This is a genomic window from Candidatus Wallbacteria bacterium, from assembly GCA_028687545.1.
Lineage (GTDB): Bacteria > Muiribacteriota > JAQTZZ01 > JAQTZZ01 > JAQTZZ01 > JAQTZZ01.
In genome coordinates this window covers 1-18,459 of sequence record JAQTZZ010000056.1, presented here as the reverse complement: position 1 = coordinate 18,459, position 18,459 = coordinate 1, and the positions used below count along the sequence as shown (strand labels likewise).

At 47.6% G+C, this 18,459-nt stretch carries 20 protein-coding genes; 15 read left to right on the top strand and 5 right to left on the bottom strand.

The features are described 5' to 3' along the window. Positions 1–54: 54 nt before the first annotated feature. The 14 genes from PHW04_16345 to PHW04_16280 all read left to right on the top strand — a co-directional run bounded on the left by PHW04_16345 (position 55) and on the right by PHW04_16280 (position 12,372). On the top strand, positions 55–960 hold the full coding sequence (locus PHW04_16345; GenBank protein MDD2717462.1) for a sugar ABC transporter permease: 906 nt from the start codon (positions 55–57) through the stop codon (positions 958–960). Continuing rightward, positions 957–1,823, top strand: coding sequence for a carbohydrate ABC transporter permease (locus tag PHW04_16340; GenBank protein ID MDD2717461.1), 867 nt, complete (start codon positions 957–959; stop codon positions 1,821–1,823). The genes PHW04_16345 and PHW04_16340 overlap by 4 nt, the downstream gene beginning before the upstream one ends. 32 nt (positions 1,824–1,855) lie before the next feature. Further along, positions 1,856–3,085 carry an extracellular solute-binding protein gene (locus PHW04_16335; protein ID MDD2717460.1) on the top strand — a complete coding sequence of 410 codons (1,230 nt, stop codon included), beginning with the start codon at positions 1,856–1,858 and terminating at the stop codon, positions 3,083–3,085. After that, positions 3,082–3,471 carry a resolvase gene (locus tag PHW04_16330; GenBank protein ID MDD2717459.1) on the top strand — a complete coding sequence of 130 codons (390 nt, stop codon included), beginning with the start codon at positions 3,082–3,084 and terminating at the stop codon, positions 3,469–3,471. Before PHW04_16335 ends, PHW04_16330 begins: the two co-directional genes overlap by 4 nt. Positions 3,472–3,480: 9 nt before the next feature. Beyond that, positions 3,481–3,855 (top strand): 6-carboxytetrahydropterin synthase QueD, encoded by a 375-nt coding sequence (queD, locus tag PHW04_16325; protein MDD2717458.1) that lies wholly within the window; start codon positions 3,481–3,483, stop codon positions 3,853–3,855. Then, positions 3,836–4,543, top strand: coding sequence for a 7-cyano-7-deazaguanine synthase (locus PHW04_16320; protein MDD2717457.1), 708 nt, complete (start codon positions 3,836–3,838; stop codon positions 4,541–4,543). Before queD ends, PHW04_16320 begins: the two co-directional genes overlap by 20 nt. After that, positions 4,503–5,060, top strand: a complete 558-nt coding sequence (locus tag PHW04_16315) for a DUF366 family protein (GenBank protein ID MDD2717456.1) — start codon at positions 4,503–4,505, stop codon at positions 5,058–5,060. Before PHW04_16320 ends, PHW04_16315 begins: the two co-directional genes overlap by 41 nt. Further along, the gene (locus PHW04_16310; GenBank protein MDD2717455.1) at positions 5,057–5,698 is read left to right on the top strand and encodes a 7-carboxy-7-deazaguanine synthase QueE; all 642 of its coding nucleotides are present in this window, start codon (positions 5,057–5,059) and stop codon (positions 5,696–5,698) included. The genes PHW04_16315 and PHW04_16310 overlap by 4 nt, the downstream gene beginning before the upstream one ends. After that, positions 5,680–6,660 carry a 2-hydroxyacyl-CoA dehydratase family protein gene (locus PHW04_16305; protein MDD2717454.1) on the top strand — a complete coding sequence of 327 codons (981 nt, stop codon included), beginning with the start codon at positions 5,680–5,682 and terminating at the stop codon, positions 6,658–6,660. Before PHW04_16310 ends, PHW04_16305 begins: the two co-directional genes overlap by 19 nt. Before the next feature lie 277 nt (positions 6,661–6,937). Beyond that, on the top strand, positions 6,938–9,073 hold the full coding sequence (locus tag PHW04_16300; GenBank protein MDD2717453.1) for a diguanylate cyclase: 2,136 nt from the start codon (positions 6,938–6,940) through the stop codon (positions 9,071–9,073). A gap of 14 nt (positions 9,074–9,087) precedes the next feature. Further along, positions 9,088–10,605 carry an HD domain-containing protein gene (locus PHW04_16295; GenBank protein MDD2717452.1) on the top strand — a complete coding sequence of 506 codons (1,518 nt, stop codon included), beginning with the start codon at positions 9,088–9,090 and terminating at the stop codon, positions 10,603–10,605. After that, positions 10,592–11,353: a TatD family hydrolase gene (locus tag PHW04_16290; protein MDD2717451.1), complete on the top strand. Its 762-nt coding sequence runs from the start codon at positions 10,592–10,594 to the stop codon at positions 11,351–11,353. Before PHW04_16295 ends, PHW04_16290 begins: the two co-directional genes overlap by 14 nt. Before the next feature lie 2 nt (positions 11,354–11,355). Beyond that, entirely contained in the window at positions 11,356–12,102 is a 747-nt protein-coding gene (locus PHW04_16285; GenBank protein ID MDD2717450.1) for a PilZ domain-containing protein, read from the top strand. A gap of 93 nt (positions 12,103–12,195) precedes the next feature. Beyond that, positions 12,196–12,372, top strand: a complete 177-nt coding sequence (locus PHW04_16280) for a hypothetical protein (GenBank protein MDD2717449.1) — start codon at positions 12,196–12,198, stop codon at positions 12,370–12,372. Positions 12,373–12,376: 4 nt separating this feature from the next. Here the strand turns inward: PHW04_16280 and PHW04_16275 are convergent, their stop codons facing one another. Genes PHW04_16275 through lptC form a run of 5 tightly spaced genes read right to left on the bottom strand, consistent with a single transcriptional unit; the run spans position 12,377 to position 16,757 of the window. Continuing rightward, on the bottom strand, positions 12,377–13,423 hold the full coding sequence (locus PHW04_16275) for a hypothetical protein (protein ID MDD2717448.1): 1,047 nt from the start codon (positions 13,421–13,423) through the stop codon (positions 12,377–12,379). 2 nt (positions 13,424–13,425) lie between these two features. Further along, the gene (locus PHW04_16270) at positions 13,426–14,523 is read right to left on the bottom strand and encodes a DUF3084 domain-containing protein (GenBank protein ID MDD2717447.1); all 1,098 of its coding nucleotides are present in this window, start codon (positions 14,521–14,523) and stop codon (positions 13,426–13,428) included. Further along, positions 14,520–15,242 carry an LPS export ABC transporter ATP-binding protein gene (gene lptB, locus PHW04_16265; GenBank protein ID MDD2717446.1) on the bottom strand — a complete coding sequence of 241 codons (723 nt, stop codon included), beginning with the start codon at positions 15,240–15,242 and terminating at the stop codon, positions 14,520–14,522. Before lptB ends, PHW04_16270 begins: the two co-directional genes overlap by 4 nt. Beyond that, positions 15,220–16,227 (bottom strand): LptA/OstA family protein, encoded by a 1,008-nt coding sequence (locus PHW04_16260; protein ID MDD2717445.1) that lies wholly within the window; start codon positions 16,225–16,227, stop codon positions 15,220–15,222. Before PHW04_16260 ends, lptB begins: the two co-directional genes overlap by 23 nt. Beyond that, positions 16,224–16,757: an LPS export ABC transporter periplasmic protein LptC gene (gene lptC, locus PHW04_16255; protein MDD2717444.1), complete on the bottom strand. Its 534-nt coding sequence runs from the start codon at positions 16,755–16,757 to the stop codon at positions 16,224–16,226. Before lptC ends, PHW04_16260 begins: the two co-directional genes overlap by 4 nt. A gap of 198 nt (positions 16,758–16,955) precedes the next feature. On the opposite strand from lptC, the gene lpdA reads away from it, so the two are divergent. Then, a complete protein-coding gene (gene lpdA / locus PHW04_16250) occupies positions 16,956–18,323 on the top strand; it encodes a dihydrolipoyl dehydrogenase (GenBank protein ID MDD2717443.1) in 1,368 nt (455 codons plus the stop codon). The last annotated feature ends 136 nt before the right edge of the window (positions 18,324–18,459 follow it).

Sequence of the window (18,459 nt, the reverse complement as noted above, 5' to 3'; positions counted from 1 at the left end):
TCAAAAAGGAAATGATGATTTGCATTTAATTCCTGGTTTGAATATTATTCTGTTATGGCAGACATCAGAAAAGAAACAAGGGAAAGCATAGTTTCTTACACCTTCCTTTCTCCTTTCATAGTTATTTTCATGGTTTTTCTGGCTTTCCCGATTTTTTACTCTCTTTATCTGAGTCTCTGCCAGAAAACAGGTTATTCCATCACTGGTCTGCGTTTTGTGGGATTGAAGAATTACCAGGAGCTGTTCGCAGACGCAGAATTCTGGTGGTCGCTGCTGATGACATTTTATTACGCAGCGCTGACGATTCCTACCGGAATCGGATTCTCGCTGCTGCTCGCTCTGCTTCTCAACAACCGGCTTCCTGGAAAAATGATTTTCCGCAGTGTCTATTTCCTGCCGAATGTGCTGGATCTGCTGGTTGTCGGCATTATCTGGAAACTCCTTTACACCAGCGGAGGAATGGTGACGAACCTGCTGGAACATTTTGGGATCACACTGCAGGGAGGAATTCTCGGCAACCCCTGGACCGCACTCCCGGGGATAGCTGTAGCCATGGTGCTCAAAGGAGCCGGTTTCGGCATGATCCTGTTCCTGGCTGCCCTGCAGAATATTCCTGAAAGCATTTTTGAAGCAGCTGAAATCGACGGAGCATCCAACTGGCAGAAATTCACCAAAATTACCATTCCCCTTCTTTCTCCTGTGATTCTGTTCATGATCATTACGGGAACCATGGCCGCACTCAATGCATTTACTGAAATCTATGCCATGACCGACAGTGGTGGCCCAGTGGTGCTGCTCGGGAAAAACACTCTGGGAGCAACAAAACTGACCGGTTATTACCTGTTCCAGAAATGGGAGAATCATCAGTACGGTTATGCGGCGGCGATGTCATATGTACTCCTGGTCATCACTGTCACCATCTCACTTTTCAACAACTGGTTGTTCCGGAGGAAAGATTGAGCGTCATCAAAAAGGATAATTGGTTTTATCTGAAGAGAACGGTGCTCTACCTTGCTCTGACTGCCACCGGGATTTTAGTAACTTACCCCTTCATCTGGATGATCTGCACTGCCTTTAAAATTCCTGGAACAGCCCTGAAGTTCCAGCTTTTCCCCCACAATCTGAGTGACTTTTCCACAATGTACACCCGGGAGAATTTCATCAAGGTCTGGCAGGGCATGAATTTCAGCGTTTATTTCTTGAACAGCTTATTTGTCGCAGGGACTGCAGCCTTTTTTGCCACCTTTTTTGCCACCATGGCAGGTTATGTCTTTGCTAAAAAAGAATTCTGGGGCAGACAAAAAATTTACTATCTCCTGTTATCCACCATGATGATCCCTGGCATGATGTACATGATCCCCCAGTTTGTGATCATAGTGAAAATGGGCTGGTACAATACTTACAAAGCCATGATTATTCCTCATCTGGCTTCAGTGTTCGGCGTTCTGTTGCTGCGCCAGTTCATTGAGACAATTCCCACTTCACTGATCGAAGCAGCCAAAATCGATGGAGCCAGCGAATGGCAGATCTTCCGTCGCGTGATCATTCCGCTGGCTTTTCCAGTTGTAGCCACATTGTTTCTGATGACCTTCCTCTTTCACTGGTCAAATTTTCTCTGGCAGCTGGTAGTCAGCGACCCCGGTCTGACCCAGAATATCCGGACATTGCCGGTGGGTCTTGCATTGTTCAGAGGGCCGCATGCCAATGAGTGGGAATTGATGATGGCAGCTTCCTGTTTTTCGATTATCCCGATCGCCATAATGTTCTGGTTCGCCCAGAAGTTTTTCATCGAAGGCATGACTCAGGGTGCGGTCAAAGAATGAAATGGACAGTTTCTGAGGAACAAGGAGGGAAAATGAGAATTCTGGCATGTCTGCTAGCCGTTCTGTTCATCGCAGGATGCGGTGGCGAAAAAACAGTCAGCAATGGGAAGATTCTCTTGAATGTCTGGGAAAGCTATAACAATGAAGAACATGAGCTGTTCCAAAAATTGATCAAGGATTATCAGGACAGAAATCCCGGGATAGAAATCAAGGTTTCGCAGATCCCGTGGGTCGGGCATGAAGCTAAATACCGGACCTCGCTTACAGTGGAAGGAGCCCCTGATCTCGGCAGGATCGATACCGGTTTTCTGGCTGAGCTCGTTTCCAACGATGCTGTCCTGGCACTGGATGAATTTGGAGTACGCGAACTGGAAAGTGAATTCGTCAAGGCAGCCCTTTATTCGAATATCTATAAAGGCAAAATTTACGGGCTTCCCGATCAAATCACAGGAGTCTGTCTTTTCTACAACAAGGATCTTTTTCAGAAGTGCGGTCTTGATCCTGCTAAACCACCTCAGACCTGGGATCAATTTCTGACCGCGGCTAAAGCTCTTACCAGACCCGAAAACAATCAATACGGTTTTGGCATGGACAACAGCCTCTGGTGGTCTTTTCCGTTTTTTAACACATTTGGAGCTGAATTTATCAGCGAGGACGGCAAGACCTGTCTCCTGAACAAGGAGCAGGCGATCAAAGCCCTTCAGTTCAAGGTGGACCTGTATCTGAAGGAAAAGGTGGAAGGTGGTGCCTGGATTCCAGGGGCGATTAACCCGGAAGTGGGCTTTCTCAACGGACGGTATGCCATGATTTTCATGGGCCCCTGGAATGTCAAGAATTTTCAGAAGTCTGGAGTAAACTTCGGCGTTGCCATGATCCCGGCCGGATCCAAGGGGACTTCTACCAATGTCGGCGGTTCAGACATGGTTATTTTTAAATCCTGCAAGTACCCCAAAGAAGCATACAGTCTTCTGAGATATATCACAGGCAATGAGTTCCAGGGAAAATGGGCTTCACAGCTTTCTCAGGTTCCCACCAACCTTAAAGCTTTTGGCACGAGTGAAGTACAGAAGGATCCGATTCTGGGTACTTTTATGGAACAGATGAAGACTGCTGCTCCAAGGCCTCCTTTAAAAGGATATGGACGAATCGAAGAAATTATCAATCCTGAAATGGAAGCTGCTCTGAACGGAAAAAAGTCAGTGGAAGATGCACTGAATCAGGCTGTGGAAAAAATCAACAAAGAAGTAATGAGTGCTGAATGATCATACTTGCAGTTGATCCGGGTTCAGAAAAGTGCGGGCTGGCAGTGCTGTCCCGCACTTCTTGTTTTTTCAGGCAAATTGTCTCAAATGAGGACCTGTTCAAATCAGCAGAATCGCTGGTGACTGAGTTTGGAGTGAAAGTGATCGTAATGGGGGACGGAACTGCCATGAAAAGTGCCTGGGTGATCTTGGAAAAACTGGGTTTGGAGTTGATTAAAGTGAACGAAACAAATTCCACCCTGGAAGGCAGGAAAAAATATTTCGAAGAGCATCCTCCCAGAGGTTTGAAAAGGATGCTTCCAGAAGGCATGCGCGTGCCGGGTGAAGCATTTGATGATTATGTGGCTGAACTGATCGGGCGGAGATATTTTGAGATTTTCAAGTAGAGAGGTGACATGTATACCTTAAAGATCAAGGAAAAGTTTTCAGCTGCACATTTTTTGCCGGGATATCCTCATGAATGCCGGAGAATGCACGGGCACAATTTTTTTGTGGAGGCATTTGTACAGGGAAACACTCTGGATGAATTTGGAATCCTGATTGATTTCAAGGAACTGAAAAAAATTGTGATCTCTGCAATTTCTGATTACGATCATTTTCTTTTGAATGATCTCGCTGATTTCAAGGAATTATCCCCCTCTTCTGAAAACATCAGCCGGATCTGTTATTCCAAAATCAATCTTCTGATTCAACAGAAATATCCTGATTGCAAGCTGGTCTCAGTCCGCATCTGGGAAAGTGAAAATTGTTATGTCGAATATTGCGAATGAAAAGGTGCTGCACCTTTTCTCAGGTGGATTGGATTCCCTGGCTGCTTTTTATCTTTTAAAAGCGGAACATCCGATCGAACTGCTCTTTATTTCATATGGCCAGAAAGCCTTGCGCATGGAACGGAAACATGCAAACGCCGTGGCAGAAAAATATCTATGCAAGCTTCATCAGGTGACACTGCCATGGTACAGATCAATTTCAAATTTATCTCCGCTGACCGGAGCTCAAGCGGGAATTCCACAGGATCTGGATCTGGAGGACAAAACGGCCCTGAAAAAATCCGCTGCTGCAGTCTGGCTTCCCAACCGGAACGGTCTTTTCTTGAACATAGCGGCATCGATTGCGGAAGCAGCTGGAATTGAGCGTGTGGGAGCCGGATTTAACAGCGAAGAGGGAGAGACTTTTCCCGATAATACCATTGAATTTGTAGAAGCTGCGAATGCTTTTTTCAAAATCAGCACTTCCAGCTCGGTCCGGATGCTGACCCCTGTAATTAAGATGAAAAAAGACGAGATTGCTGGTATAATCCGCGATCATGACGGATACGACTTGTTTTATTCCTGCTATGCAGGAGGGAGTAAAATGTGCGGCAGATGCGAAAGCTGCCTGAGGGCGATCAGGGCATTCCGGAAAATCGGGAGGCAGAGTGAAGTTTCAGCTCGATTCGATGCAGATTTTATTGCATAAGAAACAGCTCAAATACACCGGAGCTGAACTTTCCCCGCATTTCATATACAGAAATTTCGGGCTGCTCGGTGACGCCCTGGTGGCATTTGCAGGAGAATGTGAAGTCCGTGAACAGCTTGTCGACCTTGAGGACAGCCTGAATCGGGATTTCATCTACAGCCCGAAAATGCTGCATTTTCTGCTGGAACATTTCGGGATGGGTTTAGCGGAAGCTGTCGCCAGGCAGAGGCTTTTTGCAGCAATCATCCGGGAGCTGCTTCCCGCTGGCGTCAGGCGGGAAGGAGACGATCTTTACTATCGCGGAGGTAAACTTTCCGTGTCGATCGCAACTGTTTCGCCGGTTTCGGCGCTGATCCATTTCGGCCTGAACATTGAAACTGCTGGATGTCCGGTGGCAGCGGCCGGGTTGTCGGATCTGAAGGTGAAGCCTTTCAAACTGGCGCAGGAAGCATGCAGGATCTATCGGGACGAGCATAATTCCATCAGGAAAGCCTGCTGCAAGGTTATTCCTAGATGAAAGCCCGCCTTTGCGAACTGTTTCAGTCGATTCAGGGCGAAGGTGTTTTTGCAGGGGAGCCTCATTTTTTTATCCGATTTTCCGGCTGTAATCTGGCCTGCAGTTACTGCGACACGGAGCATCGGGCCACCCTGCAGCTCGAGCCGGAAGAACTGCTGAGCGCATGTCCTTCCACAGGCTATTCGACCTGCTGTCTGACCGGAGGAGAACCTCTTCTGCAGGCTGAATTCATCGCTGAGTTCCTGCCTCTTTTTCTCAAGCTCAGAAAAAGGGTGCTGCTGGAAACGAACGGGACACTGCCGTTTGATCTGTCCGGCATCTTAAGATACCTCGACATTATCAGTATGGATCTCAAGCCTGAAGCCGGACTGCTCGAGCAGCAGATCGAATTTGCCGAGTTATCCAGCCGGAAGAGGCTTTATTTCAAGCTGGTCGTCGGATGCGGCGAATCCGGCAAAATATTGCACTATCTTGAGAATTTCACGGATTTCAACAGATGCGAATTTATCCTGCAGCCTGATTCGAACAATCTTCAAGCTGGTTTTACTAAATGCCTTGAATTAATGCCTGAGATTCTTTCCCTTTTCCCGCGGGTAAGAATCCTTCCTCAGATACACAAATGGCTGAAAATAAGATAGTCGGAATGACCACTATGATACCTGTGGAACCGATCCTGGCAGCAGGGCTGACTCCGCTTGACCTGAACAATGTATTCATAAATCGGCATGATCCGGCAGCTTTAATCGCCTCGGCAGAGTCCGAGGGGCTGCCCCGCAACATCTGCAGCTGGGTGAAGGGAGTATATGCGGTAACCAGGTTGATGGGACTGAAGAGGGTGGTGATACCGCTTCCTGGCGATTGTTCAAACTGCGTTTCATTGGGCGAGATTTTCGAATTTCTGGGAATTGACGTTTACTTTTTTTCTTATCCGAGATCAAAAAGCGCGGGAGAGCTGAGACAGGAAATCGACAGATTCTCGTCTTATCTGGGAGTTACTTACTCTCAGGCCGAAGCAGTCTTTTTCGACCTGCTGCCGTTGCGGCACCGCTTGCAGGAAATCGATGCCATGGTTTACACACTAAAGTCGATTCACTCGCGGCAGTATTTTGATCTGCTGGTTTCCTCTTCAGATTTCGGGGGTGATCCTGAAAGTTTCAGAAAAAAACTTGAGCTGGTCTATCAGCCGGAAAATGAGAGTGAAAAAAAAATTCCCATTGGTCTGACCGGGGTTCCACCGATCATGGATGATCTCCTGGAGGTGCTGGAAAATTTAGGTGCCAGGGTGGTTTTCTGCGAAATCCCAAGGCAGTTTTCACTTGGCTCAGATCTCACTGGATTTATCAATGCATATCTCCATTATACGTATCCCTATTCAGTAATGAATAGAATTGCCGATATAAAAAAGGAATCCAGGATCAGAAAACTCCGGGGGCTCGTACATTACCTTCAGAGTTTCTGCCACAGGCAGCTTGAACCTTTCATCATGCGCAGGGAACTGAAACTTCCAACTCTGTACCTGGAAGGAGAACAACCCGGAAAAGTATCGCCTCAGCAGTTAATGAGACTGGAAGCTTTTGTGGCGACCCTTTCCGAAAACTAGAGGTGAGTTTTGATCAGTTTGTTGAAAAAACCATTTCAAGAGCAGGCTGTTCAAAAATGGTCAGATGCAAGGTGCACGAAACCGCGGGAAGGAAACGTATCTAGTGCGTCTAAACCAATAAAGCAGTTATTGGTCAAGACGCACTTGAAACGTACGGTGACTGACCAAGGTTGAGTGCAACGAAGCAGATGGCCGTTTTTCAACAGCCTGTGATTTGCCTCTGAGTACATTACTCTGATAAAATAAGTCGAGGTTTTTTTAAAGATGGAATCCCTGCATGACTGAAAAAGCGATTAGAATCCCGTTACGCACCAAGCTCCTCATCACCTTCGTTGGAATTGCGGTTATTCCTTTGATTTTTCTAGGATACGGCGCAGTCATGGAAATCAAGAGCGCCATCACAGACAATGTTCTCGAGCAGAACCTTGAAATTGCCAATATCGTAGCCCAGGAACTCAACCAGATCGTCAAAAATGCGCAGAACATCATCGAAACCGCTATCAGAAATCCTTCAGTGAAAAAGATGGAATTTGAAACTGCCAAACATTCACTGAAATCCCTGGTGGAAAATTTCGAGATTTTTGATGAACTTTACCTTATTTCTACCGATTATGACGGCCTTTCCATCAAGAAAAAAGAAGGCTATGTCCTGACCACCGAAAAAAAAGAAGAAATGGAAGAAATTACGCAGATCTGGCAGATGATTTTTTATTTCGGTGAGAGTCATGGATACATTTCTCCGGTTTTTTTTACCCGCTGGGGTAAAACCTATCCGTATCTCTACATGGGATTTCAAATTCGGAATGAACTGTATCAACTTGTTGGTGTGATAATCGCCAAGCTCAATCTTACGGAGATCTGGCCGATCGTGAACCGCATCCAGATAGGACACACAGGCTTCGCTTTCGTGATCGACGACAATTTCAGGCTGATGGCACACTCCAACAGCCAGGAAGTCATCTGCAGGCCGATGCAGACCCATCCGGCTGCCCGCATGGTCTTCAACAGCCAGAGCGGCGGCGGCAGGAATGAATTCAAAGACAGCGAGCGGGCGAAGTATTTTCTCTCTGCCTATGCCAAGCTCAAAGACTATTACTCTTCGAAGGAACTCAAACAATATCTGAGGATCAACTGGGGAGTGATTGTTGAGCAGGAATCTGACGAAGCGTATCAGAAAGTTTATATAATGTTTCATCAGGCTGTCTATATGCTGCTGATCAGCTTTCTGATTGCTATTTTCATCAGCATGTATCTGGCGCACAACTTCACGGCTTCCCTGAAAAAACTGGTGATCGGAGCCCAGAACATCGCAAGAGGAGACCTGGCCACGTCGCTTACAGTCAGCAGCAATGACGAAATCGGCGAATTGACTGAACAGTTCGATAAAATGAGAATCGACCTGCGCAAGAAGATCGACGAAATGGAAATTCTGATCGAGGTCTCCAAAGACATTTCTTCTGTGCTTGATTACCGCCAGTTGCTGAAAAAAATTCTGGACAAGAATATCCAGGTTCTGGATGCCGACACAGGTTCCATCATGCTTTTCGACGATACAAGTTCCGAGCTGACGATCGAAGCTTCTTACGGATTGCCGCCGGATGTCGTGCGAAACACCAGGGTCTCACCGGGCGAAGGGATTGTCGGCTGGGTTTTCAGGATCAGGAAAGAACTGATTATCTTTGATACCAAGAAAGAGCCTGGATTCGCTGAACTCAAGGGCAGATCAGTGGAAGAAGGGTGTCTGATGTCTGCACCGCTGATCGCCAAGGATAAAATTCTTGGAGTAGTGAATGTCAGGAAGAAGGTAGCCTACTCCTTCGATAAAAAAGACCTGGATCTTTTCAGGGCTCTCAGCATACATGCAGCGATCGCCATCGACAATGCCAAACTTTACCGCCAGGCGGTCACAGATGGGCTGACCAAGCTTTACAACCATCAGTATTTCCAGCAGAAAATGGACTCCGAGATAGAGCGATCAAGGTATTCCAACAAGCCATTCTCGATGATGATTACAGACATCGACCATTTCAAGAGCTTCAACGACACTTACGGACATCAGGTTGGAGACAGGGTGCTGCGGACAGTATCCAGACTGCTGGAAAGCAGCGTCAGGGAATTCGACATGGTTGCCCGTTACGGAGGCGAGGAGTTTGCCGTGATCTGCCCTGGAATCGGTAAGGATGAGGCGATGATACCGGCCGAACGCATCCGGAAATCGGTTGAAGAATATGAATTCATGGTGGATGGGAAAAAGGTCCCCATTACGATTTCAATAGGCGTGTCGGAATACGGGAAAGACGCCACCGAAAAGAAGAACCTGATCGAATGTGCGGACAGGTCTCTTTATTATGCTAAAGAAAATGGGAGAAACCGGGTAATCAAGTTTTCCACTGAGATTATTAAAAATGAGTGAATTGGAGATGCCGTTTGGCTAAACTACATGCTACAATCATCTTCGTCTTCTCTCTGCTGACCGCGGAAAGCTGTCTGCTCCTTTATCGGTCAGGACAGGGGATTGCCGCTCTGCTGATTTCTCTGCTGCTTTTTTTCTACCTGGCCCTGCAGATCCTGAAGCGCAAAGAAGTCAGGATTTACAACCTGCTTTTCAACCCTCTGGCGCTGAACATTGACTGGTATCTGGTGGCACTGGGCTTTTTCCAGCTGCTCTCACTCATCTTTCTGACCACGGATTTCACTCCTGCGCTGCTTTCCGTCCAGAGAATCGTTGTGCTTTCAGTTCTTTTCATCATGATGATCGATATTTTCTATGATGTGAAACAGCTCAAATCCTTCCTGATCGACATCAACCAGAAACTCGAAGAAAAACTGATCGAAATCAACAATTTCCAGATCATCTCCAAAGCACTCAACTCAATTCTGGACCTTGAACGGCTGCTGAACATGATCCTTGATATTGCCACAAATCTCCTGAAAGTTGAAATAGTCACGCTGTTCCTGCTGGACAAGGAAAACCAGCTGCTGGTTCCCAAGATTTACCGTGGAATGACCGAAGAGGTGGCTCAACGCTCCAATATCAAGGTCGGAGACCGCATCGTTGGATATGTGGCTAAGACTGGTGAAAACCTGCTGATCAAGGATATCGATCTAGATCCGCGATTTGCGCATGTAAGGAGCCAGGAGAAAAAATACCGGACTAATTCGCTGGTCTGCGTGCCGCTGAAGATCAAGGACGAAGTGATCGGAGTACTCTCTGTCAACAATAAGATCAATGGACGGGAATTCAACGACTCAGACCTGGAAATGGCCATGACCATGGCTTCCCAGGCTGCCATCGCCATCGAGAACGCGAGTCTGTATGAAAACATGCATAAGAGCTATATTTCGACCGTCAGGGCTCTTTCCGCAGCCATTGACGCTAAAGACAAATATACGAGCGGGCATTCCACAGCTGTAACTGAATATACGATCCCGATCGCCCGGGAGATGAAATTATCACAGGCTGAAATCGAAAAACTTGAATATGCGGGTCTGCTGCATGACATCGGAAAAATCGGAGTCATGGAGCAGATCCTTAATAAACCCGGGCGGCTGACCAATGAAGAATTCGGCAGCATTAAAAAGCATCCTGTGATCGGCTTTGAGATACTCAAATCCATTGATTTTCTCAAGGATGTAACCCTGCTGGTCAGACATCATCACGAACGTTTCGACGGAAAAGGATATCCTGATGGCTTGGTGGGTGAAGCGATTCCACTCGGTGCGCGCATCATAGCGGTGGCGGACACTTTCGACGCCATGACTTCAGACAGACCTTACCGTAAGGGACTGCCGGTCGAGATAGCTTTGAAGGAGATCAGGAACTGCTCGGGCAGCCAGTTTGATCCGCGGGTGGTGGAGGCTTTTGTCAGCGCCTATGATCGCGGCAGCATCAAACTGCACGTTACCGGGGAAGAATTGACGAAGCTGGCAGATGCTGCTCATTGACACCCATGCGCATTTGAACATGTCCGAATTTGCCTCCGACCTGACGGATGTACTGAAAAGAGCCACTGAAGCGGGAGTGGAGACTGTGATCAATGTGGGATTTGACAGGAAATCCTCTCAGGAAACCATCGAACTTGCTGATAAAAATCCGAACATTTTTGCTGTGATCGGTTTTCATCCACACGAAGCCAAAGGGATAAGTGAAGATGATTACAGCTGGCTGAAATCAGCGCTTTCGCATCCCAAGGTTCTGGCATTAGGTGAAATCGGGCTCGACTATCATTATGATAATTCACCAAGAGATCTGCAGCGCTCGGTTTTTGTCCGCCAGCTTGAAATGGCGCGGGAACTCGGGAAGAAAATAGTTGTGCATTCCAGGGAAGCTGCTTTGGAAACCCGTGAGATTCTTTTTGAGCACGATGGACCTACGCTGCTGCACTGCTTTTCCGGTTCTGCCGAAATGGCCGAAGAATATCTGAAAAAGGGGTACTACCTTGCCCTGGGAGGAGCAGTCACTTTCAAGAATGCCAGAAAACCGCTCGAGGTACTCCAAAGAATCGGTGCAGAGCACTTGCTGCTGGAAACCGATTCTCCCTATATGACTCCTGTACCTTTCCGCGGAAAGCGGAACGAACCCGCACTGCTTACACTGATCCTGAAGCGGGTCGCCGAAATACTTTCGATGCCTGCTGATCAGCTTGCAGATAAGACTACCGGCAATGCCCGGCATTTTTTCGAGATGGATTGAAGATGGCACTGGAAGACAAAGGACCTCCGGTACGGGCAACTGAAAGTAAACCGGAGTACCTGAAAAAGATTATCTCGAACCTGCCAGTGGAAATATCGGTAATGGCCGGGCTTTTCAAGGGAAATTACCTTTCCAGAGTGGTCCAAGTCCATCGCGAAAAGGAAATATTCTTTGAAATGCCGTACCAGTCTGGGAAGAGCATGAAGCTCTGGCCTCAGACGCTTGTGTATATCAACTTCATACTTGAGAACGAGCCTGGAGCTGTCTATACGTTCAACGGCAGAATCCAGCGCACCGGTCTTGATAAAAACCGTGAGGTCTTTGCTCTTTTAATGCCTGAAAAGATCTTGCGGGTGCAGCGGCGGAATTATGTCCGGATCAGTACATCCTTTCCCGTCAACTACCTCTCTTACATGCAGAAGACTGATCTTGAAGACAAGGAGATCCTCGTCCCTGTTTTGAAACGTGGTTTTTCGGTCGATTTGAGCGGAGGCGGGATTTTGATGCGCACTCCCGCCATCCTGCAGAAAGATCAGGTAATTCTGTCCAGTTTCAAACTCGGCGATACTGATTACAGGATCAAAAGCAAGATCATGCATGTGATTCAGGTATCAAGAGGCAGAAAATGTTATTACAAATACGGGTTGTTATTCATTGATATCAACGAAACAATCCGCCGCAGCGTGATTGGATATGTGTTCGAGGTCGAGCGGCGCAACATTCGAAAGTTCAAGGCTAAACTGTATTGAAGCTGGAGAATGAATTCCTTGATTTCCCGTTTGACAGGAGAGGCAATTTTAGTTATAATCCACTTGAGGCAGAGAGCTTTTTTGGAGGAAGTAGTGCCGAAAGAAGTGATTAATCTTAGCGACCTGAACCGGAAAGCAGTTGAGGAAATCAACCGTTACAAGTGGATTGAGAGTGAGAAATGCGGTCATGATATCGGAGAGTATCAGGCTGCCAAGGAATGGATTCTTAAGTATTATTCAGAATGGCTTGTATCTCAAAAGATCAACTGATTTTTCAGATCATCAGCAGAAGATCTTCGTAAAAAGGCAGAAATTTCAGATTCTTATTCACAAACCACTGTTCGATTTTGGATAACGCACAGACCGGATTGGCGGACTTGTCCTTTTTCTTGATAAATTCCGAAAGTTGCAGCAAAAACAGCGGATAAACGAAATCCTTCATCACTGCTTCCAACTCCTCTTTTCCGGACTCCTTCTGCTTGAGATATGACGCATTCGCTTCCTCAATCTGATCGATGCTTCTGGAGATAAGCTGAAAACCATGCAGCCGATCCGGAATGGCTTGCAGCATGTAAATGCTTAGAAAGAAAACTGCGCTGTAGAATGAAAGGTGAAACATGCCGACCCTTGCCTCCAGGTGATCTGAAAGCCATCCTGAATATTCTTCTTTGGTCAGGAGATCGTAAAGGCCATGGATTTTTCCGCTCCGGATGAGTTCGGCTCCTCTTTCGGATAATGATGAGGCCTGAGTCCCCGGGTCCAGTGCAAACAATTCGACCGGATCAACCAGAAACCACTCTTGCAGCAGCGCCACTTCCTTAGAATCCAGAAAATCAGAAAGGAATTCCGCCGCTTTATTCTTTTGTGGCAGCACAGGCCTGATTAGGGAGACGCGGGAATTGATCGTGGGAAGCAGGTTGTCTCTGTTCCTTGCGCAGAGCAGGAAGTTCACACCGGGCGGAGGCTCCTCGATCGGCTTGAGCAGAGCATTCTGTGCTTCGATCGAAAGCGTATCGGCATCTTCGATAATCACTATCTTTCCTTTTCCTGTGAGGGGTTTGAACTGGATGAATTCGCGGATTTTTCTCGCGTCCTCGACGGAAATGTTATTAGCTCGTTCTTTTCTGACGATCAGCCAGTCTGCCGGAATGGAGTGAGATTCCAATCCCCACAGCGATTCTGCCAGATGAGACGCAAAACGGCTGTTTAAATATCGGGAAGGACTCATGATCAGAAAACTTCTGTGTTTTTTCTGCAGGTTGAGAAACGATTCTATGACCTGAGCCTGAAATTTTCTGAGGAAAGACTGAAAAATGTCCATTGTTACTGAACACCTTTTTCCAGAGTGTCGACCTCTGCTGTGTTACCGGAATTGCTGCGTTCCCGGTTTACCTTTTCCGGTTTGTTGTCGCTGAGTTTTTCGATCACCAGTTTGTACTTTGTGGCGAGATCCTGTTCGTAGAGATAGAGGTCATCCTTGAAATAGATGTAAAGCTGGACCTTCTCTCCCAGCCGTTTGATATAATTGACTGTATCGTAAAAATCCAGTTCATTGATCATTGTCCGTTCCACCATGCCCTTGTCTTTCAAAAATCCGTCCAGCTGGTTGAAAAAATAGCGCAGAAAGAGAGAAATCTCTTCCCTGGTGTTGCAGCCGTCGATTACGAAATTTTTGATGGAATAGAGGTAATCTCCTGCCAGAACCACCTGATTTTTTTCGACAGTGAAAGAAATTTTGCCCATTTCCTCGCCTTTGAAAACATTCTGCTGGCAGTGCACAATCACAACCAGCTGGGAACGGTCCTGGGCGACTTTTTTACAGAATTCCAGAAGTTTGTCGCGCTGATCCTGAGATTCATTCCAGATCACCTGGAACTCCCTGGGGATGGCTCCCCGGGCTTTGGACATGGAAACTATCTGTGTGACAAGCTTTTTGAATTCCTCAAGCAGCACCTGATCGGGCTGTGCCGGGTTCAGAGCTCTGTAACCGATGACTTCTCCAGCCGAAAATGCCAGTTCGCCTTCCTTTTTTTGGGCTACGCTCTCTTCGAGTTCCTGAATTTTTTTTATTTTGTCGTTAATACTGTCCTGGAGCAGCTTGCTGCTTTCCCGCAGATCCAGATTCTGCTTGTTAAGCTCTTCGTTTCTGCCGATCAGTTCCTTCTGCTGGTCGATCAATTTATCGATGTTGAAAAGCGCTACCCTGACATCTTCGGAAATGAAAGCTGCGAACATCAGTGTGAAAACCATGATCATGATTCCAGTGACAACTGCAATCAGCTGGGCTGTGATTTTGGGGCGCAATGAAAACAGGCTGAGTCTTTTCTTGCCCAGCCGGTATCCGAGAAGATCGCCCAGATAGGCCAGAAATCCGGAGAGCACTATCAGAAAGAACAAGCGCACAAAAGAGTTGAACGTCATAGCCTGAATTTCTCCCCCAGATAGATTTTGCGGGCCACTTCGCTGTCTGCGATTTCCTCGGCTGTTCCCGAAATCAGTATCTCCCCCTGGTTGATGATGTAGGAACGGTCGGTGATGGACAGTGTTTCGCGGACATTATGGTCAGTGATGATGACTCCCAGCCCGCGTTTTTTTAACTGCTTCACAATTTCCTGAATGTCGGCCACTGCGATCGGATCTACCCCGGCAAACGGTTCGTCCAGCAGCATGAAAGCCGGTTCAGTGGCAAGCGATCTGGCTATTTCTGCCCTGCGCCGTTCACCTCCAGAGAGAGTATAGGCAACGCTGTCTGCTAAATTTGTGATGCTCAGCTCTTCCAACAGAGCATCTGTCCTGATTCGGATTTCGTCGACAGGAAGGTTCATGAATTCCAGGATTGCGGAAATGTTCTCCCGCACAGTAAGCTTTCTGAAGATGGATGGTTCCTGGGCCAGGTAGCCGATGCATTGGCGGGCCCTTTTATACATGGGCCAGGAAGTGATTTCAGTGTTGTCGATCATCACTCTTCCTGAATCCGGGGTGATCAGTCCTACGATCATATAGAATGTCGTGGTTTTTCCGGCACCGTTTGGACCGAGAATGCCCACCACTTCTCCACGCCTGACTTCCATAGAAACTTCGTTCACTACTTTGCGGCGGGAAAAAATCTTAACGATTTTATTTGTCGAAAGGCTTTGCAATGCTTACCCCCGGACTCGAACTTGTACCCTGATTCTGGCTTGTACCCGGTCGTGGACTTGTGTCCGGACCTGGACTTATGCTCTGGCTCGGGCTCAGGCTCGGATTCGGGCTCAGGCTCGGGCTTGAACTCGGGCTAAGGCTTGGGTTCTGGCTCGGGTTTGTGCCCGGATTAGGATTGCTACCCGCATCATTCCCCGGATAAACGTCTGCGCGGCCTTTCAATACTACAGTGCGGCCATCTTTCATGAAATAGATGATCTTTTCGCCGCTCACCTGATTCTGCTTGCCTGATCCAGGGATCTGCTGAAGGGCTTTGGCGTTCCCAGTGAGTATCAGTTTATCTTCATCATTATAGTAAACAGCCTCATCTCCATAAGCAGTGATGTCTTCGGACTTCATCATTACATTGCCGCGGGCAATGCTTTTGTTTTCCTTCAGAAACATTTCCAGTGACTGGCAGTTCAGGGTGGAGGAGATTTCCGGTTTGCCGGGTTTTTGAAAGTTACTGAAAAAATGCTCTTCCACGATTACATTGTCGTTGGCCACCATCCTGTCTTCCTCATAATATGAAGTAATTTCCCTGGCTGTAAGCCGCATGTATTTTTCCCGGATCGGGACCATGGATATTTCCCCTGTTCCCTCTGCCAGCGGTACTTTTTCGATCACTACCGGATTCTGCTTGGCAACTCCCCGTTTCTCGCTGAAAAAAGACATGATCATGCCGCAGGTAAGCGTATAGCCGGGATCATCCAGTTTTACCTGTCCGTAAGCCTCGACGATCTGGGTCTGCTCATAATATTTACCCCAGTCTCCGGTGAGGATCTGTTTGCCTTGAACTGCCTTGAGATTTCCTTTTACCACCCTGACTCCGTCGGGGTAGCCTTCCATGATGTCTCCGTATACAGTTACTTCTCCGCTGTCCGGAACTTCCGCTAGAAGGAGAAAACTTGTGAGAATGCAGAGAAACATGAACGGAATTTTCACTTCATCCCCCGTTTGAGTACGATTTTTACATTGCCCTTGAGATACCATTTTTCTGTTTTCGGATAAACTTCCAGAAAATCTCCGGTGATCACCTCTCCGGTCTCTACAATTTTCACCGGACCCGGCGAAATCACCTGATCAAGATTCTGGCGGTAGATCATCATCTCGGAATTGATAGTTGAACCGCCCCTGCGGATCCTGACTTCGTCACTGAGGGTATAGGAAGCGGTCTTGTTGTCTTCCTGTCCGTTTTTCGAAGTCACACGCACTTCACCGCTCGGGCTGAGGATCAGGGCGTCCAGGTTTTTGAACCAGCCTTTTTCCTCGTCCATGTTTTTCTGATATTCGCTGCAGCGGGCGATTTTAGTCATTTTTCCCTCTACAAATTCCTTGGAAACGATGCCGGTCATGATCAGGATGTTCTTGGTTTTCAAAAGTCCTGACTGCTCCAGGTAATGCGGGATCAGGACAAAAAACAGCCAGAGCAGGAAGATCAGGGAACCGGCGGCCAGAAACAGACGGTTTTTCATAAGTCATATTTTATCACAGTTTTCATTTTCCAGACAGGAGGGGATATAATAGTGCCTGCACCCACAGTATGTATCGGTTTAAACACGCAAACCGTGAGCGGACAAAACTATAGGGGTGGGGCTTGCCCCGCCTATCCGAAGATTCCAGATAGACGTATTCAGAACGACGTGCCAGGGCACGTCTCTCCGGGAGGAAATATGCATAAATTAGCGATCATCGGCGCCGGACCTGGCGGATATGTGGCGGCACTGGCTGCGGCCAAGGCAGGAATTCCGACAGTATTAATAGAAAAAGAGCAGCTGGGCGGCACCTGCCTTAACTTCGGTTGTATTCCTACCAAAGCCCTGATCGCCGGAGCAAGGCTTTTACAGAAAATGAAAGATAGCACGCGATTCGGAATCAATGCGGGACAGGTATATCCGGATTTTGAAAAAATGCAGGAACGCAAGTCGCTGATCGTCAAAAACCTCAGAGTGGGGATCGAACAGCTGCTCAAATCGTATAAAGTGGAAGTGCTGAAAGGGGAAGCGAGGCTGCTGCAGAACCGGGAGATCATTGTCAGAACAGCAGAAGCCGAAACAGCGGTCCAGGCAGAAAACATGATTCTTTCCACAGGATCTGAACCGAGAAATCTGCCCAATCTGTCTGCAGACGGGATGCGAGTGCTTGATTCTTCGCAGGCTCTTTCGCTAGGTTCGATCCCTTCCAGTCTGATCGTGATCGGTGGAGGCGTGATCGGCCTTGAGTTCGCGCATCTTTTTGCCGCGCTCGGCTCCCAGGTGACAGTTGTGGAGATCTTTAAACAAGTGCTGCCTGGATTCGATTCCCAGGTTGTCAGAAGGCTGGCACTGGTCCTGAAAAAGCAGGGGATCCGTGTAATCACAGGCGCAGGCATTAAGGAAGTAAAAACTGAAAACGGATGTTCACTGTTGTTGGAGAATGGGGAACAGGTTACAGGCGAGAAAATTCTGCTTTCAGTCGGTCGTAAGGCAGCGGTTTCTTCGCTTGCAGATTCTGGGATTGAGCTTGCGAACGGCAGGGTGAAGACTGATGAGACGCTGAAAACGAACATCCCGGGGATATACGCTATTGGAGACATGACGTCTCCATTGATGCTGGCGCATGTGGCCTCAGCCCAGGCCGAAATCGCTGTAAGAAACATTTCCGGGCACTCTGAAAAATTCGATTACAGTGTCATCCCGTCCTGTGTTTTTACCAGTCTGGACCTGGCTGTTGTCGGTAAAACAGAGGATGAACTGAAAGAAAAGCAGATACCATATAAAGCCGGCAGCTTCAATTTTGCCGCATCTTCGATGGCTCAGGCTTTAGGTGAAACCGAAGGCCTGGTCAAGATCCTGGCTGACCCTGACGGGCAGATCCTGGGAGCCCAGGCCATGGGCGAAGGCAGCCCTGACCTGATTCACGAGATCAGCCTTGCCATGAAAAACAGGATCACAGTCCACAGCATAGCCGAGATGGTCCACGCGCATCCAACGCTCAGCGAGACCGTGAAGGAAGCTGCAGCCGACGTTTTCCAGGCTGCAATCCATAAGTTTTACAGATAAAATAAGTACCTAAGAAAATATGGATGACCTCCTATAAACCTGGGACTGGTTACCCTATAAGTGTAAAGTAATAAACACTTACAAACAGGAGGCCATCAATGAAAAGGATACTACATGTAGGACTGGATGTCGATGA